This is a genomic window from Coleofasciculus chthonoplastes PCC 7420 (assembly GCF_000155555.1).
Classification (GTDB): domain Bacteria; phylum Cyanobacteriota; class Cyanobacteriia; order Cyanobacteriales; family Coleofasciculaceae; genus Coleofasciculus; species Coleofasciculus chthonoplastes_A.
Genome location: NZ_DS989853.1, coordinates 23723 through 41736, shown reverse-complemented (window position 1 = coordinate 41736; position 18014 = coordinate 23723). Strand labels below are relative to the sequence as shown.

14 protein-coding genes and 1 pseudogene are annotated in these 18014 nt (G+C 45.5%); 9 read left to right on the top strand and 6 right to left on the bottom strand.

Annotation, left to right across the window (positions count from 1 at the left end):
- Positions 1-114: 114 nt before the first annotated feature.
- From MC7420_RS18330 to rppA, 3 genes are all read right to left on the bottom strand, one after another.
- The gene (locus MC7420_RS18330) at positions 115-1092 is read right to left on the bottom strand and encodes a Gfo/Idh/MocA family protein (RefSeq protein ID WP_006102134.1); all 978 of its coding nucleotides are present in this window, start codon (positions 1090-1092) and stop codon (positions 115-117) included.
- 63 nt (positions 1093-1155) lie between these two features.
- Positions 1156-1887: a PEP-CTERM sorting domain-containing protein gene (locus MC7420_RS42630; RefSeq protein WP_006102342.1), complete on the bottom strand. Its 732-nt coding sequence runs from the start codon at positions 1885-1887 to the stop codon at positions 1156-1158.
- A gap of 301 nt (positions 1888-2188) precedes the next feature.
- Positions 2189-2872: a two-component system response regulator RppA gene (gene rppA, locus MC7420_RS18320; RefSeq protein WP_006102173.1), complete on the bottom strand. Its 684-nt coding sequence runs from the start codon at positions 2870-2872 to the stop codon at positions 2189-2191.
- A gap of 245 nt (positions 2873-3117) precedes the next feature.
- Here rppA and MC7420_RS18315 point away from each other — a divergent pair, with 245 nt between their 5' ends.
- The 7 genes and pseudogenes from MC7420_RS18315 to ggt all read left to right on the top strand — a co-directional run bounded on the left by MC7420_RS18315 (position 3118) and on the right by ggt (position 11003).
- Positions 3118-5175 (top strand): ATP-binding protein, encoded by a 2058-nt coding sequence (locus MC7420_RS18315; protein WP_006102335.1) that lies wholly within the window; start codon positions 3118-3120, stop codon positions 5173-5175.
- 34 nt (positions 5176-5209) lie between these two features.
- Entirely contained in the window at positions 5210-5413 is a 204-nt protein-coding gene (locus tag MC7420_RS37055) for a hypothetical protein (protein WP_071777232.1), read from the top strand.
- 4 nt (positions 5414-5417) lie between these two features.
- A complete protein-coding gene (locus MC7420_RS35415; protein ID WP_006102290.1) occupies positions 5418-7100 on the top strand; it encodes an eCIS core domain-containing protein in 1683 nt (560 codons plus the stop codon).
- Positions 7101-7122: 22 nt separating this feature from the next.
- Positions 7123-7632, top strand: coding sequence for a barstar family protein (locus MC7420_RS35410; RefSeq protein ID WP_006102334.1), 510 nt, complete (start codon positions 7123-7125; stop codon positions 7630-7632).
- 182 nt (positions 7633-7814) lie between these two features.
- Positions 7815-7910 (top strand): annotated as a pseudogene (locus MC7420_RS42625) (RNA-guided endonuclease InsQ/TnpB family protein); the annotation flags it as partial.
- An 87-nt stretch (positions 7911-7997) separates the two neighbouring features.
- Positions 7998-8828 (top strand): hypothetical protein, encoded by an 831-nt coding sequence (locus tag MC7420_RS18300; RefSeq protein WP_006102153.1) that lies wholly within the window; start codon positions 7998-8000, stop codon positions 8826-8828.
- A gap of 393 nt (positions 8829-9221) precedes the next feature.
- The gene (gene ggt / locus MC7420_RS18295; protein ID WP_006102194.1) at positions 9222-11003 is read left to right on the top strand and encodes a gamma-glutamyltransferase; all 1782 of its coding nucleotides are present in this window, start codon (positions 9222-9224) and stop codon (positions 11001-11003) included.
- Positions 11004-11169: 166 nt separating this feature from the next.
- On the opposite strand, the gene MC7420_RS18290 is transcribed toward ggt, so the two are convergent.
- Together MC7420_RS18290 and MC7420_RS18285 are read right to left on the bottom strand one after the other, a co-directional pair.
- On the bottom strand, positions 11170-11721 hold the full coding sequence (locus MC7420_RS18290) for a hypothetical protein (protein WP_006102231.1): 552 nt from the start codon (positions 11719-11721) through the stop codon (positions 11170-11172).
- Between the two features lie 64 nt (positions 11722-11785).
- Positions 11786-13132, bottom strand: coding sequence for a cytochrome P450 (locus MC7420_RS18285; RefSeq protein ID WP_006102244.1), 1347 nt, complete (start codon positions 13130-13132; stop codon positions 11786-11788).
- Between the two features lie 506 nt (positions 13133-13638).
- On the opposite strand from MC7420_RS18285, the gene MC7420_RS18280 reads away from it, so the two are divergent.
- Both MC7420_RS18280 and MC7420_RS18275 read left to right on the top strand, forming a co-directional pair.
- Entirely contained in the window at positions 13639-15609 is a 1971-nt protein-coding gene (locus MC7420_RS18280) for a lipoxygenase family protein (protein ID WP_006102195.1), read from the top strand.
- A 290-nt stretch (positions 15610-15899) separates the two neighbouring features.
- Positions 15900-17756, top strand: a complete 1857-nt coding sequence (locus MC7420_RS18275; protein ID WP_044208108.1) for a HEAT repeat domain-containing protein — start codon at positions 15900-15902, stop codon at positions 17754-17756.
- Here the strand turns inward: MC7420_RS18275 and MC7420_RS43400 are convergent.
- Positions 17746-17880 (bottom strand): hypothetical protein, encoded by a 135-nt coding sequence (locus MC7420_RS43400; protein WP_269546308.1) that lies wholly within the window; start codon positions 17878-17880, stop codon positions 17746-17748. The two genes, MC7420_RS18275 and MC7420_RS43400, sit on opposite strands and share 11 nt — an antisense overlap.
- Positions 17881-18014 lie beyond the last annotated feature (134 nt).

Genomic DNA, 18014 nt, shown 5'->3' with positions numbered 1-18014 from the left:
TTTTGCCATTGATGATCAAGTTTATTCAAAACCCGCCCTGACAGAGTGGCAGAGTTTGGGCTGAGACAGTGCAGAGTGATTATCTAGCGCTATTGTCACTAACCCCATAAGCACCTATTTCAACACAATCATTTGATTGGTTTGGGCTGATTGGCAAGCAGCTTCTCCAACCTGAAGCGCATATAAACTGGCTTCACTCGACACATACAGAGACTTTCCATCCATTAGATGATCCAATACCATTTGCGTATCTTGAACAAATAAACCGCGACGCCCTGCTACAGTGATAGGATGTTCTTCCTCTCCCCGGATTAATTTACCTTGATCGCCCTCAAATACCAGTGTCCCGCGATCGCCGTGGACTTCAAACGTCCGCAACCTCTGCCAAAATACGTCTCCTTTACCATAGGTGACGTGGGCAATTAAACCTTTGGCAAACTGTAATTGAGCCGTACATAGACAGGCACTATAATAGTTTGAGTGCTGCCAAAACTGAGTATTACAGCTAACGGTTGCGACGTTACCAAATAAATTAGTAAATCGATGGATGTGGGGTAATGCGGCTTTAAAGGGAAAGCCAAATAAGTCCCGATGGTATGTCCAACGCTGCGGCGATGGATGCTTAGGCACAATTGTGACATATCGGGCATAAAAAGGAGTGCCAATCTCTGGTAATGATTGCTGTAAGGCTTGATGTAAGCCGCCTAATAGCTCAATATGTTCCACATGTAGGAGTTTGCCTTGAGCTTGAGCAAGGGCAATTAGGGATTCGGCTTCTGTCGGATCAAGGGAAATGGGATATTCGACAACAACATGCTTCCCTGCGGTTAAAGCCGCCCTAACAATCGCACCATGATCACGATTAATCGTACAAACAAAGACTAAATCCACATCCGGATGTGCCACCACTTGTTGCCAAGACTCCACGGCACTGGTTTGGTGACGTTGTACAAAGTCTTGCACAGTTTCCGGGGTATGCCCACTGACAACCACAAGCTGCGATCGCGCATCCGCCTGTAAGGTTTGCGCCCGCTGGTTGGCAGCATATCCAGTCCCGACGATACCAGCCCGAATGGGCAGTTGATCCATCATTTTTGAATGAGTCCTCGCTTCAAAATCCCCCTATTTAGCGACTAGAAAAAAATAGCTTCCTGGTTACTTTACCTTATTTTGCTTTCTGGAAGACTCTTTTTTCAACAAAGCACCAAATCCGAGCGCGACACCTGAACCTAGGATAGTCAAGGGTTCAGGAACAGGTTCGCTAGTGCCTACTTTGATTTGATACGCCAAGTTAGAGCGAGTCGGTTGATCTCCAGTCCAATCGAAGCTGACTGTACCCGTCAGTGTAAACGGTGCTGAGATATCTTCAATCAACACATAGTCTACATCGTCACTATCGTTATCACTTGGAGCCGAAAAGGTATTCAAACTATCAAGATTAAGCCGTACATTGCTGTTGGCTGTTTCTTTGGTACGAATATATATCGTATCAATTGGTTCGGTAAACGCTGTGCTACTTAGGATTGTTCCACCAACGTTATAGTTGACTGTTGAGCCAGTATACTCCAGTGTGAAATCATAGACTGTACCATTCCCCCAGACAAACTGAGCGGATTGCACAGGAGTCCCAGCTTTATCATTAATCCCCAACTCACGTTCAGCCTGGTTCAAACTGTTATTACCAATTCGCCCTTCAGCCACGAATACTTCGGTAAATTCCCCACTATTGATTAACCCATCGAACTGGTCATCGGTAAAGTCAGGTAGACTCGTGACTGTAGCGGCACTGGCAACACCCGAAACGAGAGACAGACCCACAGTGGCTAAACCAACGCCTAAAGCAACTCCAGCCGTTCGGAACGAAATTTTTGAGTAGATGCTATTCATAGTTACACCCGGTATATGTGCTTACTTAACAGTATAATTCTCTCAAGAGAGAATTTCTGTGAAGTGTTGATGAAGTAAGATCCAAATCCTAGCGCAAAATCCATAGTTATGTTAAGTCAACAAAAATTGTCAATATTTTTTAAGTAGGGTCGCATTTTCATGCCAGCCAATAAGGAAAAACTGGAGCATTGTCTATAGTTATTCTCAATTAGCTAGACAGATGTTAGCTGAATATCCCAGAATCAACCCAATAGAGGCTGTTGGGCATTGCCCACCAACATACCAGTCAATACCATTCAACTTAACTCCCCTCGCCCAAACGATATCCCTTCCCGTATACCGTGTGAATCAATGGGGCTTCACCAGGAGCCTCTATTTTGCGGCGTAACAAGCGCACTAAAGCCGCTAAGACATTACTACTAGGTTGTTCTTCATCCTGCCACAACTGCTGATAAATTTCCCCATGAGTCAACAGTTGACCCGAATGACGCATAAAATAGTCCAGAAGCTGGGTTTCTTTTTCCGAGAGTTCAATTAATCGTCCATTACGATAAGCGAGCTGATTTTCTACATCCAGTTCTAAAGAAGCAACGCGCAACCGAACAGGCGCATTGGTTTCCGTCGCCGCCGAACGCCGCAGCAAGGCGCGAACTCGAGCCAGTAATTCTCGCAATTCAAAGGGTTTAACTAAATAATCATCCGCCCCTGCATCCAATCCCATCACCCGATCATCCAGGGTATCTTTAGCGGTAAGGAAAAGAACCGGCGTCGTTTTCCCTTGCGATCGCAACTGTTGGCAAAGCTCTAACCCAGACTGATGCGGTAACATCCAATCTAGTATAAGTAAGTCATAGTCGCTTTGCATCGCTAACTGGCGTCCCGACTGTCCCTCATAAGCGACATCAACCTCATATCCCTCCCGTTTGAGGACTCGGCTTAAAGGATCGGTGAGTTCAACTTCATCATCAACCAACAGAATACGCATTATTTGTCATTTGTCATTTGTCACGGAATAGGGAATAGGGAATAGGGAATAGGCAACAGGCAACAGGCAACAGTGTAAGGTAGAGTTTTGAGTTAACTCACGACTTCCTCATCTCCCCCAGCTCCCCCAGCTTCCCCAGCTCCCCCAGCTCCCCCAGCTTCCCCAGCTCCCCCAGCTTCCCCAACCGAAAACTTTTGCCGCCACACGCTATATCATGGTGAATATTGCTGCGCTTAACGATGCCCATGTCTGTATCCCGGCTCAATGTAACCGAAGGCTGGCTAGAAGCCAATCAGCAGTATTTGATGGGAGAGATTGCGCGAGTGCGTCAAGCCTTGGAACGCAAGAGTGATCAAATCACTACAGGTATCTCTCTTACCTTAACCAATGGCTTCTATCCCAATGGAAATGGTTCACACCATCAACCCGACACATCGCTTTCACCGCCTCCCTTGTTGGATCAGCTTTGCCAAATGTTTGGGCTATCCTCATTTGAGCGAGATTTGCTGCTGTTATGTGCGGGGATGGAATTTGACGCCTCTTGGGGGTTGCTCTGCGGCATCGCTCAGAGTAATGAACAAATGAATTATCCCACATTTGCTCTAGCGTTGAATATATTGCCCCACGGACATTGGGGGGCGCTGACGCCAGATGCACCGTTGCGCCGTTGGCGGTTGATTGACGTGGGTGAAGGGTTTACATTAACCAGTAGTTCGCTACGGATTGATGAGCGGATTTTACATTACCTGCGCGGCGTTCAATATATTGATGAGCGCTTGGCGAGTATGGAGGAACCGATGCCTTTACCTGGTATTTTGGTATCCTCGCATCAGCAAAGCGTACAGCAAATTGCTACAACCTGGTTACAGGTGGGCGAGGGGACATTCCCGGTAGTGCAGCTATGTGGAGAAGATGTTACCAGTAAACGGGCGATCGCGCGAGCCGTATGCGATCATCTAGGGATTAATCTCCATGCCCTTTCTGCTGAATCTTTACCCACGAATACCAGTCAACTGAATATCGTTAAGATACTCTATGAACGGGAATGGGCATTAAGTAGCACGGTTCTAATGCTCAACTGTGATCATCTCGAAACCAATGATCCAGCCAGAGAAAGCGCGATCGCACGTTTCATCGAAAGCCTGAATACACCCCTGATTGTCACGAGTCGCGATCGACGCCGCCAACGCCAGCGTCCCATTATTACCATTGATGTCCATCATCCCACCAGCGATGAGCAGCGTTTAATTTGGCAAAACGCTTTAGCCGATAAAGCCGCAAAACTTGAGCCTGCAATCAACTTATTAGTCTCCACATTTAACCTCAGCGCCCCCAATATTCATACCGCTTGCTTAACCATCAAAGGAATGGACATTGAGACGCCAGAAGAAGATGAACAACCTATAGACGAAGAAAGCTACAACCCATCTGCCCTCCCACCCCTTACCACTAAATTGTGGGACGTTTGCTGTATTCAAGCCCGTCCCCGCATGGAAGAATTAGCCCAACGGATTGACACAGCCGCCACTTGGGATGATTTAATTTTGCCGGACAGAGAACGCACTGTCTTATCAGAAATTGTCACCCATGTGCGCCACCGGATGAAGGTCTATGAAAGTTGGGGATTTGCCGGAAAAAGTCGCCGGGGGCTGGGAATTAGCGCTTTATTTGCTGGTGCCAGTGGAACCGGGAAAACTATGGCAGCCGAGGTGATCGGCAAAGAGTTACGATTAGACGTCTATCGGATTGACCTTAGTTCTGTTATTAGTAAATATATTGGTGAAACTGAAAAGAACTTACGCCGGGTTTTTGATGCCGCAGAAGGAGGCGGCTCGATCCTTCTCTTCGATGAAGCCGACGCCCTATTCGGTAAGCGTTCTGAAGTCAAAGACTCCCATGATCGCCATGCCAATATTGAGGTCAGTTATCTGTTGCAGCGCATGGAATCCTATCGAGGATTGGCAATTTTAACCAGCAATATCAAAAGTGCCTTAGACCAAGCCTTTCTGCGCCGGATTCGCTTTATTGCTCAATTTCCTTTCCCCAACGCGGAGCAACGCCAAGAAATTTGGAAACGGATCTTTCCTAAACAGACACCAACCGAAAAACTCGATTATCGGAAATTGGCAAAACTGAATGTAGCAGGGGGTAATATTCGCAGCATTGCCATGAATGCGGCGTTTATCGCGGCAGATGCTGGGGAAGCCGTACAGATGAAACATATTTTACAAGCCACTAAGAGTGAATATATCAAACTAGAGCGACCCTTAACCGATGTAGAAATCAGGGGATGGGTTAAATAAGAGGTTTAGGAATGGTAAAAATTAATGTAGAGACGTGCCATGGCACGTCTACCAATTGTATGTAGGGGCGGGTTTAGCCATAATTGTAGGGGCGGGTTTAGCCATAATTGTAGGGGCGGGTTTAGCCATAATTGTAGGGGCGGGTTTAGGGACTAAATTCAGATATCCACCAATAACGGAACAACAAAACCCGCCCTCCCTCACCACTAACGGAACTATATTTTCTAAAGTTCCGTAACAATTTGAGCGATCGCGAATTGCATAAAGGACTTGTGCAGGATAATATTAAGTATTCACAAGTTGAGTTGGGAAGACTGGTCATGGGTAGCCGACGGCGTCTTAACAAAAAAACATCCTGGGAATCGACTTCTTTACCAGTACGGAATCCTTTACAACCGCGCCCCTTCGGTAAAGGTATCCAGGCGAGACGAGCCGAGTTACCAACAACCAATGTCTTGCAAACTCGTCCTTTCGGTACTCCCAAGCAGGCATCCTCGCCAAAACAAGAGATGCCAGATCTCCAAGCTCAACTCAAACAAGCAGAGAGCTTTGGCTATAATGCCGCTAATATTCCCACCGTACCTTCGAGTAACGCCACACCGATTCAGGCAAAGCTGACGATTGGAGAACCGAATGATAAGTATGAGCAGGAAGCGGATCAAGTAGCGTCTCAAGTCGTTAATCAGATTAATTCGCCTCAGAGTCAGCCGTCGGTTCAGGGTAAGACAGTACAACGAGAAGCCTTACCAGAAGAAGAGGAAGAGGAAACTCCCCTTAGTGCCAAACTCGAATCAGGGACACTACAACGGGAAACTTTACCACCAGAAGAGGAAGAGGAAACTCCCCTTAGTGCCAAACTTGAATCGGGGACACTACAACGGGAAACTCTACCACCAGAAGAGGAAGAGGAAACTCCCCTTAGTGCCAAACTCGAATCAGGGACACTACAACGGGAAACTTTACCACCAGAAGAGGAAGAGGAAACTCCCCTTAGTGCCAAACTCGAATCAGGGACACTACAACGGGAAACTTTACCACCAGAAGAGGAAGAGGAAACTCCCCTTAGTGCCAAACTTGAATCGGGGACACTACAACGGGAAACTCTACCACCAGAAGAGGAAGAGGAAACTCCCCTTAGTGCCAAACTTGAATCGGGTACTCTCCAGCGTCAAGGTATTTCTCCTGAAGAGGAAGAGAAAAAAAAAATTAGCCTAAAGTTAATGAGGAAATCCCAATCGGGAACAGGGAGTACAAATTCCTCCGTTAACTTAGAAGAATCGATTCAACAAAAACGGGGTCAGGGACAATCCCTCTCAGAGGATATCCGAGAACCGATGGAACAAGCATTTGGCGCTGATTTCAGCGGGGTAAAAGTACACACTGATAGTCAATCTGACCAGCTCAATCGCTCAATTCAGGCGCGTGCTTTCACAACAGGATCAGATGTTTTCTTCAAGCAGGGCGAATACAACCCTGGAAGTAAGGATGGACAGGAGTTGCTCGCTCATGAGTTGACCCATGTCGTACAGCAGAATCCAACACAGTCGGTTCAAACCAAGTTAATTCCTAGTCCTGACTCCCACAACCACATTATCCGGCGTGTACTCTATCAAAAAGGAGATCCCAAAGGTGCAACTGTACCGTCTGGAGCGAAAACCCTTGCTAGTCAAGTGAGTAGCGCCAAAAAAATTCAAGTTCAGGTGGGAAAGAAAAAACTGAATGGTTTTCAAATTGGTAATAATCAATACGTAGGCGATCGCCCCTACAAGAATCTTTCTGGGGATCTGCCATCTGGAGTGACTTACATTGAATACGACATTTATCCCTATACGGGTAAAAATAGGGGTTCAGACAGAATTGTGATCGGTAGTGATGGGAAAAGATATTACACCAATAATCACTATACAGACTTTACAGAATTTTAGCTAAGAGCAGTGAGGACGGGTTATGGAGTATGAAAAAGTTTTTCAACCGGAGCAACCGACATTCTATGTTCAAGTGGCAGATGAATCCTCCTTGGCTGACTTGTATCTTCAGTTAACGTCAGATTATCCACAGGCGGCGATTCGGATAGTTAGGGGCAACAAAAGTAAAACTTTGCCTGACTTTTTCAATGAAATAGGTGCAGCCCTTCAGTTTCCCTACTACTTTGGCGAAAACTGGGATGCTTTTGATGAATGCATTACGGATCTAAGTTGGATCGATGGGGAAGCTTATCTGTTGATGGTAAATCAGGCAAATCTGCTTTTACAAGATGCCACTCAAAACGATTTCCAGATCTTGATGCAAGTGTTATCGGATGCTCATGAGACATGGCTGACGCAACCTCAAATCGTCAACGAAGCCGAACAACCCACGGCGTTTCATGTTTTGTTCAGTTGTACGGATGAGCATCGTTCTGCCTTGACAAAACGATTGACTGATTCTGGGGTAGAGTTTCAGGTGTTTGATAAGTAGGTGGACACAATAAAAGTCGGGCGGTAGAGATCGTCGGTAATACTCGCTTTCCGAAAAGAAGCAAGCTACGTCCTTTGTAAGGGTTTGAAGACTATTTACCTTTCTTCACCGGAAGCCCCACGCCATACCTGTACTTCGACAGGCTCAGTAACAACTCAGGTTGGCGTTGGGATGGATAGGTGGGAAACCTAATCAATTTACCGATGTTCGGCAAAGTCAAGGTTATCCTACATCGCTCTATCCCTGATGGATTCAAAATAAAAACAGCATCTGTTACATTGACTTTAGCTTGGCGATAAAACTTGACATAAACACAAAATAATGCTATACGTCAAGTATATCTCCAGTTAAATTTGGAGGGGGTTATGGGTATCCGACGACGAATCCGTAAAAAACGGTCTGGGGAAGACGAGTTTATCCCAGCACAAAGTTCGCTACAGACGCGCTCTTTCGGGAACGGTATCCAAGCAAGACTTGCTAAGTTACCTGTCACTAATCCCTTGGAAACACGCCCTTTTGGTTCCCCCAAACAGACATCTGCTTCATCTCAGGAAACCGCAGATATCCAGACGCAACTGAAACAGACGGAACGTTTTGGGTATAACGCCGCAAATATTCCTGTGTTTCCACCCAAGAAATCGAAAAAGAAACCGAAAAAATCAAAAGGGAAAGCGTCTGATACAGATCAAATCGTCACCCATAACCATCCCGGTGGAACGCCTCTGAATCAGGGTGATATTTTATCCGCGATCGCAAAAGACGCCAAAGAGGTACAAGCCGTGGGTCATTATGGTAAATTTAGTCTGCGGCGTCAGAAAGATACTTGGCAAATTAGTCAAGAGCAAGTCGCAAGGGCTTATGCTCAAGGGGTTGAGCAGTGGTTGCGAGAATGTCCCAAGGAATTAACGGAACATTATCCAGGGAAAAAGGATATCCCACAAGCCGGAGCAACGTTTAAACAAGATCAGTTTATGGCAAACTATTTTGCCTGCAAAATTTTGGCAGAGCAAAGTAGAGGTGCGGTGGTTTATGAACATCCTGATGAGAAGGGATTGATCCAAAAACGGGCAAACCTGTACCGCGAGAGAATTGTTGTCCCGCTTAAGCGCACTTCCCCGATCGCCCCTAATCCGGCGGGTACAAGTCAGGGGACAAAGCTGCAAGCCCCTAAACTGATGAGCGATCGCATGGAATAGTCGTTTGGTTGCGATCGGGTATTATTTATCCTGTTTTAGGCGCAGTGGCGTGGTGATGAATTAAAATTACATCCAGAAACCGTAGGGGCGCATGGCGTGCGCCCATAAAATTGACAAGTCTAATCCATCACTTTAGCTGTGTTAGTCCAGTAGTCTACAATATCTCTACAATCGATCAAGGGGGAGGGCGGGTTTTGCTGTTCATTTATCGGTGGGGAGGGCGGGTTTTGTTGTTCCGTTATTTCAACAATAGCTGACCTTAGTCCCTAAACCCGCCCCTACAGTCCCTAAACCCGCCCCTACAATTATGGCTAAACTCGCCCCTACAATTGTGGCTAAACTCGCCCCTACAATTTGTAATTCCTGTCGAAATCACTCTATTGTATTCCAATTGTGAAACGTTTTCAGCAAAGCATAAAAATACTCACTATCCGAAGTTATCGCTTTTCTCGCTATCCGAAACAAATCCTGATTCTCCTGGCTACAGTCAGTCTGATTTGTACCCAAGTTGTCGCTCAAGATGTCCCCATTTATAGCCCCAGGGATATCTTTCATCCGATTATCGCTGAAAATGGTATGGTTTCCTCTCAAGAACGCTATGCCACAGAAGCAGGGTTGGCTGTGTTAAAAGAGGGCGGAAATGCCATTGATGCTGCCGTCACCATAGGATTTACGATGGCGGTTACGTTACCCAGTGCGGGAAATATTGGTGGCGGTGGATTTATGCTGGTTCATTTAGAGGATGAACATAAAACCATTGCCATTGATTATCGAGAAAAAGCCCCAAAAGCCGCCACTCGTGATATGTTTCTGGATGAAACGGGTGACGTTGATTCAGAAAAATCCCGTTATAGTCATGCAGCCGTTGGTGTTCCCGGAACCGTGGCTGGGTTAACTATGACACTGGAAAAATACGGGACAATTTCTTTAGCACGGGCGTTACAACCTGCGATTGAATTAGCCGAAAATGGATTCCCTGTGTCTGAATATGTGCATCGTTCCCTAATTGCCGTGAAAGAACGGATGCAGGCTTATCCGGCGAGTAGGACTATCTTTTATAAACCAGGGGGAGAACCTTATCAGATTGGCGAAACTCTGGTGCAAAGGGATTTGGCTCAGAGTTTGAGACTGATTGCTAGTCAGGGTGCAAAGGCATTTTATCATGGCGCGATCGCAGATGCGATTGTGACAGAGATGGAAGCCAATGATGGCTTGATTTCTAAGGCGGATTTAGCCGAGTATCAACCCGTTATCCGAGAACCGATTCGCGGTACTTATCGCGGCTATGAAATTTATTCCATGCCACCGCCGAGTTCTGGAGGAATTCATCTGGTACAATTGCTGAATATTTTGGAAGCCTTTCCTCTGGGAGAATTGGGACAAAATACTGCCCAAACGATTCATTTACTCACCGAAAGCATGAAACTCGCGTATGCGGATCGGTCTAAATATTTAGGGGATACTGATTTTGTGTCTGTACCCATTTCTGGGTTAATCTCTAAACCCTATGCCAATCAGCTACGCCGCAAAATAAATTTAGATCAAGCAACGCCAAGTCAAGAAATTGCTCCTGGTAATCCCAATCCGTTTATTGAAAGTAACAATACCACTCATTATTCAGTTATGGATAATCAGGGTAATGCTGTGGCGAATACCTATACCCTAAACTTTAGTTATGGCAGTAAAATAACGGTTACGGGGACAGGGATTCTGCTTAACAATGAAATGGATGATTTTTCCGCCAAGCCAGGAGTTCCCAATGCGTTTGGCTTGATTGGTGGAGAATTTAATGCCATTGAACCGGAAAAACGGATGCTCAGTTCCATGACACCAACGATTGTCTTAAAAGATGGGAAGCCGTTTCTGGTGACGGGAAGTCCGGGAGGGAGTCGGATTATTACGACAGTGTTACAGGTTATTTTGAATGTAATTGATCATGACATGAATATTGCTGAAGCAACGAATGCTGTTCGAGTGCATCATCAATGGCTTCCGGATCAGTTGATGATTGAACCCGGATTAAATGGAGATACCATGCATCTGTTAGAGGACAAAGGACATCAGATTACTGTCACCAATACCATGGGAAGTACCCAAAGTATTATGTTAGTTGATCAAACCTTAAACGGTGCATCTGACCCCCGACGTCCTGGTGCTTTAACCTTGGGATATTAACGGCTTTTGTTAGGGTTCATTTTACTTGCTACCTCACGGTAACTTTGGATTAATCACCCGCTATACCGTAGGGTGGGCATTGCCCACCAACCTTAATGATCGTGCGATTTAGAGTTGATTGGGCTTGCCCACCTCACGTTACAATTCGCTAAAAAGAATAGGGTTTTTATTCATTGTTGGTAATTACCAAAAACTCATTGGGAACGCTTGACTGCAGGTTAGAGAACGTGGGAGTATACTGACGATTTTGATCCAAAATCTTTCTGAGTGTATATCCCCAAGCGTCGGAGAGTCCTAACAACCAAGAGTTTTTTCGCTCCCAGGTATTGCCTTGCATATCGTCATCCAGTTGAGTCATTGTGAATTCCGCAATCCACTTGGGTAAACCGAATCCGAACACAATGGGGGTGATTTGGGCATGGCGGAAGGTTTCATCGAACTGAACTTTATAGGTTAATTTGGTTAAATTAACAATATTGAGTAACCGACGCCCTTTATCGGAAACACTAAATGTCCACTGAAATGGAGAAAATACCGAGACTAATAATGTTCGACTCCTCGCGTCCCATTTACCACCTTCTAATGTCAGACAATCATCGGGAAAAGGATTCCCATCCATAAAAAAGACCCCTTTCAGAATGTCAGGTAAATCAGTTCCCCTGTCTTGTTTCATCCAAGTGCCAATATCGTTAAGTTGCCGAGTTTCAATGGTTAGCATGATTTGTTTTTAGCTTGTCTTTTGATCGAGGTAAAACGGTATTCGCCAAGGCAGTACCTAACAATTAGTTGGCTCGCCGTGCAAAGCCATTCAACACTAAATTTGGCTTAAAGGGAGCAAACTTTTTCATATCCCATTCTACACCAGAAACGGAACGCCATTGATAGTGCTTGAATGCATATAAACAGAACAGTTTTACAATCGCAATCGATAGGGCTCTGCCCGGACAGTTGCGTTCCTGATTCGAGCCATTCCAGGATAAAAGATCGCGATAATCTCGTGTAGTTTTAAATGTATCTGGCTCTTCATATTTGTCAGGATCGCGATTCGCCGTAAATAGGGAAGCGACTAGACGAGTTCCCTTTTGGAATGGACATCGCTGACCGCCAATTTCTACTTCCATCGGTTCGGTAGACATTTGATTGAGAAAACGAACGGGCGGATAAAGACGTGCTGTTTCAAAAATTACCTTTTCGGTTAATTCGAGTTGGGCTAAAGTTTGGGCGTTTGGGGGAGTTTGACCATCCCAAACGGTATCGATTTCAGCACTAACATTTGCTCTTAAGGCTTCATCTTGACATAAAACACCGAACACAGAGGCAAGGAGATCACTGGTTCCAGCAGTTCCGGCAACATGGATCATATCAAACAGATTGTTGGCAACCTGTTGTTCATTTAACTGATGTGTCGCCCCGAACCCTAGATAATCTTGATACTTGGGAGATTTTTTGTAAGTGTCTACTAACCCTTGACGATGCTGAATGTGCGATCGCGTCTTATTCCTCAACAGTGTATTATGAATAAGATTGGGAACAGTCGCTAATCCTAACCCTCCAATATAACCAACTGAGCCAGCAATTTCTTCCTCAGATAATTTGAGGTTAAGAACTAGTTCGTGTAATAGGGCGACAATCATTTTGGGTAAGTCAGTTTTAACATCGATTATTCCCGGCTTTGTCGCCTTAGCTAGCTCTTCATCGACTAACTTTGCTAATACCTCTGTTATTTCTTCGGGTTCCGGTAAAGCGTGAAAAAATAACGCTCGAATCCCTGCATGTTCATCACCATTGGTTCCTAAACATAAGGGATGACCGAGAAAATAACTGCGAGCATTGATTTTCAAGGGTCCCAAATAATTATCCCGTTGCTGAGGTGTGGTTTCAACCAGCCTTTTGGCGTCAGCGTAGGAGGTATGGATGATTCCCTGATCCAAACCCAGAAATTTATCGGAGATCCGTTCCTTCCGCACATACAAATAATCTCGCCATTGCTTGGTTAGTACCGGAAGGTCTAAAAAATAAGCCCTTAAACGAATGACTTTGCCAATGGGATTGTTCTGACCAATTTTTGCCAAGAGGCGCGAGAACTTGAGTTGACGCTCATGGACTTCGAGTATTTTTTGATTGTCCATCCTAATTCCTATGGGTTTTGGTTGCTGGAAAGGGTTAATTTAGAACTTTATCATCATACGTATTAAACTTTATGGCGTTCAGCTCAACTTAGGCAAAAAGTCTAAACATTTCTTAATGAAATGACATCGATCCTAACTAACTTGAAAAATGAATAAAAATAGTATACAGTATGAATCTGTTCCCAAATAGAGCCAGTCGAGCCAGTCTAAATGAGTCGTGAACACCAAGAGGTCTGAAAGTCTTGCCCAGCAAGGATTACTATTTCACAACTAATTTGAACTCATAAGTATTGAGTTATTTCTGGTTCACGCATTGACAAATCTATTGCTATTTGCTAATAAAGCCGATTGTTGGTTATTTGCCAATTGCTGATGGGTTAACGAATCGTCCCATTGCTCCGGCTTCAGCCTTTAGGCTATCTCATGAATGATTAAGGATTCCGGCATCATCCGGGAAAAGGCATCAATAAACCTGTAACGTTTTTTTTTGAGGAAAGGACATCAACATGAACATGACAAAGAAGCAAACGATTGTTCAAGAACTATTACAAGTTTTAAAGCTCAGGCTAATTAACACGTCTAGTGTTCAGCAAAAACTCCAGAAAAAAGCGGCAAAACAACGATCGCAGTTAAGCAAAGTTGTCGGTCAGCTTGTGTTCAGTGACACCCAAAACCCCTTACATAATATGGAAGTGGAGTTGTGGGATCGAGACATTGGTACACCGGAAGAGTATCTAGGGAAAGGGATAACGGATCGCAATGGGTATTTTGAGATTTACTATGATCCAGACCAAGCGGGGTTTAAGGACGAGCCAGATTTAGAATTGAGAGTCATCGAAATTCGTACTAGCTTCGATACCAACAATAAATTGGTGCTTGCCAAACGTCTCGCCTACACGATTAAAGGACCCGATAATGTCACGCAAAAAGAGTATGACTTTGGCACTTGCACTGTTCCCTACTGGCTTTACAACCCCACAAATTCCTTCCCCCGTATTCTATTTACCGAGTTAGAGGGAACACCGGATGAAGATGCGATTGGTCGTAAATTGCAAGGGTATGAAGCTGCAAATCATTTAACCCCAATTAAAGCCAAGCACGTTATCAAAAATACGCTCAATCCGGATCAACCGTCTCTCCCAGAGATTCAAGCCGATTATCCCCCCAATTCCACAATTGAGCTAGAACGAAAAAATCCGGGCTACACCCGAAGTGATGAATTTTTTGGACTGCGGATTCTTAATGGAATGAATCCCTGTTTACCGAAAAAAAATAAGCACAACCCGAATGAGTACAAGGTTACGTTTAACTGGGATGCTTACGAAAAAGATCAGATTCATGACCTGCACAACGTCGATGCCACGTTTGAGGTAAAAGATGGCAAATTCTTACCCACTTCGATTACTATTCAAAGCCGACAGCCTGATTCCTACGCTCCCTTTTCTCCCCTGAAAGAACCAGTCACCTATACTCCCAATGACGGCGATCAATGGTTGCAGGCAAAGCGAATTTTCCGCACCAACACGTTCTTCGCGGCTGAACTAATTGAACATTATATCAAAGCTCATTTACAGATGGAGCAATATACAGTTGCGGCTTTTCGTAACTTGAGAAAAAATCCCCTCCGTCTGATGTTAATTCCTCACCTCAAGAGCTTGATTAATATTAATCGGCGGGCGGATACGGTATTAGTAGACCCAAATGAGGGCTATGTTGTTACGGCTGGACCCTTGACGCCAGAGAGTGTGGTGCAGATTTGTCATGAGAGCATGTCGCAGTTGGATTGGAAAGGGTGGCAACCGCGTCAGCCGTTATGTGAAACTCATACCTATGCCAAGATAGCCAATCTCTATTGGCAGATTTTGACGGACTATATTGATGTCTTTTTCCAAACCTATCAGGATGAAATTGAACGCGAATGGATTGAAATTCATCGCTTATCGGATGACTTGGTTAACCATAGTGTGGCGTATGAACCCGGAAAAGATAGTGGTAGCGACGATGGGTATGAATGGTACGATACGAATGAACTGACTCAACCGAATAATTCCCGACGCACCATCAATGGCAGTCTGAAAGTGGTCAGTCCGATTACGCTATCGGATAAACCCGATGCCAATGATATAGAATACTTAAAACAGTTCTGTCGGTTTGCGATTTTCCACGTAACTCTGTGGCATTCCTGGGTGAATGATTCCCAAACGGATGCTGGGGGGGAAGTCTTGTATAGTTCTCTCGGACTGCGGAATGGTAGTTTTGGGAATGAGGATGATCCGACAATTGCGCCCGATTCAGGAGAAGCGACGCAACTGCTTTATCTGGTTAATGTGTTAACGGCGATTAAGTATGGATATATCATCAAGAATGAAGATGGGGATATTCCCGCCGAATTCCGCAAAATTCTGTTAAATCACAAGCAAGATTTTGCCCAACTGGATTTTGATGTGAATAACATTAGAGCGTTGATCAATATTTGATTTGATGAATAGTGTATCCCATCCGTAGGGGCGCAAGGCATTGCGCCCTTTATTTAATGGCGTCTTTGACCCCAGCTAGTAGTTTAGTCAATCTCAAACCATGCCCAACACGAATAAGCCGTGATGCATTTAAATTGGGTATTAGTGGCAAGCAAGATGTTCGCACTACAGCGATTTCGTCATTATCATCCAGACTCCGTTCTCATCATGGGAAAAAATTTAACAAAATGTCTGCGAAGATATATATTTATGTGATAATTGCATGACAAAATTCTAAGTTGAGCAATACTATGAGTTCTCGAATAGGCGTGGCTTTGAGCCTGTTAACAATTGTGAGTTTCTTGGCTGACCCGATCCGAGTTGCAGCTCAAGAGGAGAAGTTTAGCTCGTCTCCAGCCGTGATAGCAAAGCGGGGAGAAGGGGAGAGTGCTAAACCAATCATTGTTGCCGAGTTAGTTGAACAATTGCGTACCGCCGATGTTGGCAAACGTCGGGAAATTATTCAACAACTTAGTGATACCCAACAAGATATTGTTCCAGCATTGCTCAGAGCGATGGACGACCCCGATCCTCTGGTCAAAAGTGGTGTAGCAGAAGCATTAGGCAATCTCACTGATGATGCTGCACCAGCAGTTCCTAGATTGATTGAGATGATGAATGATGGACGTCGGGCGATCGTACCCATGCCATCAAGTCCTCGATATCCCAGTCAAAGTATTTTTATTGCTCCTGTTCCTACTCTTCGTACTCGTCTTCCTCTTACTCCCGCTCCTATTCGTCTTCCTGCTCGTCGTCCTCCTGCTCGTCCTCTTCCTTTTCCTCCTCTTGCTTCTCCTCCTCCTCGTCTTACTACAACAACAGAGGAGGAGACGGATAACGAACGACGCCTTCCACCTACCCCGCCTGGAAACCCCGAAAACCGACTGCGGATTACAGCCATCATCGCGCTGGGAAAAATTGGTTTGCCAGCAAGATCATTAGCGACACCTCCCTTAACCGAAGCCTTGCAAGACCCTGATCCGTGGGTTAAGCTGAATGCAACATGGGCGCTCTCCCAAATCGGAGCTTCTGTCCCCCTCCTATCTCATTGGTTAGAAGCTTTACAGCATTCTGATCCTAACCTGCGTCACAGTGCAGCAACAGTTTTTGAAGATTCAGGATCACTGCTACCTAAAGTCTTGGGAGCGGAAGCGGATAATAACACGGCGAGGTCTTTAGTTACTGTACTTAATGATGGCGATTCCCTGGTTCGCAGTGTTGCCCACAAAGCATTAAGCTTGTTGGGGACAGATGCATTACCCGGCTTAATCGAAGCGTTGAAAGCACCAGAGCCAATTGTTCGCTTGCAAGCAGCAGAACTGTTGGGAAATCTGGGAGAATCAGCACAGTCGGCGGTTCCTGACCTGTTGCCACTACTGAGGGATACAGGGCGTTACGTGCCACCCTCCTCGAATGGATTATTTTTCCCTCCACCACCCCGTTTGTCTATTAGATTTCCACGCAGTCCGCAAGACATTTCGGTTCCGACTAACCCTCAAGAATTGGTGCGAGTCAATGCTGCTATTGCCTTGGGCAAGTTGGGCGATCGCAGTGCCATTCCTGCTTTGATTACTGCTGTGCGGGATAATAATCCTTGGATGCAGCTTGCCAGTGGGTGGGCATTACTCAAGTTTGGAGAAATGCAAGGTTTGCCTGTTGTCGGGCGATTGGTGCAGCACCCGGAACCATTGATTCAACGAGAGGCACTGTCTCAGTTACGGGGTTATGGAGATCAGGGATTCCCTTATCTCGTACCCTACTACGCAGCGCGATTGGACTCTACCAATGATAACGATCGCAATAACGCAATTATTCGGCTGGGAAAGTTTGGAGTAGCTTCGTTGGATGTAGTACCAAAACTCCGCGCTTTATTAGTCAGCAATAAAAAGGACTCGCCGGGGTATGCTGCGACAATTCTGGGAGAAATTGCGCGGGATACAGCTATTGCTTGGCAGAATGGTAATCTTAACGAAGACCAACGCCAACAAGCGATCAGCGAATTTACCCAAGTTCTTTCTATCATGCAGGCTCCTAATGCTCGGTTCAACCGTGAACCAATTGATCGTGTCCGCACTGGACTGGCGACGCTCCGAGGGGTTACGCCTTAGGGTGTGTGGTTAGTAGAGTTGAGACTAATTCACCCCAGGAGTCTGTTTGGGTGAATTGGGTTAGGCGATCGCCCTGATCCTGGCTCCACATCACAGCCGCGATCGCACTCTTTCCCAAATTCAATGGTTATCCCTCCATTAAAGTCCCGCCTCACCCACCCTACTCTTTTAGATATGGCGTATTTGCCAGGATTTAGTTACCTAATGTTACGCGGGCAAACAACTGAGTCCCAGGTCATGTACGGTTATAGATGAACC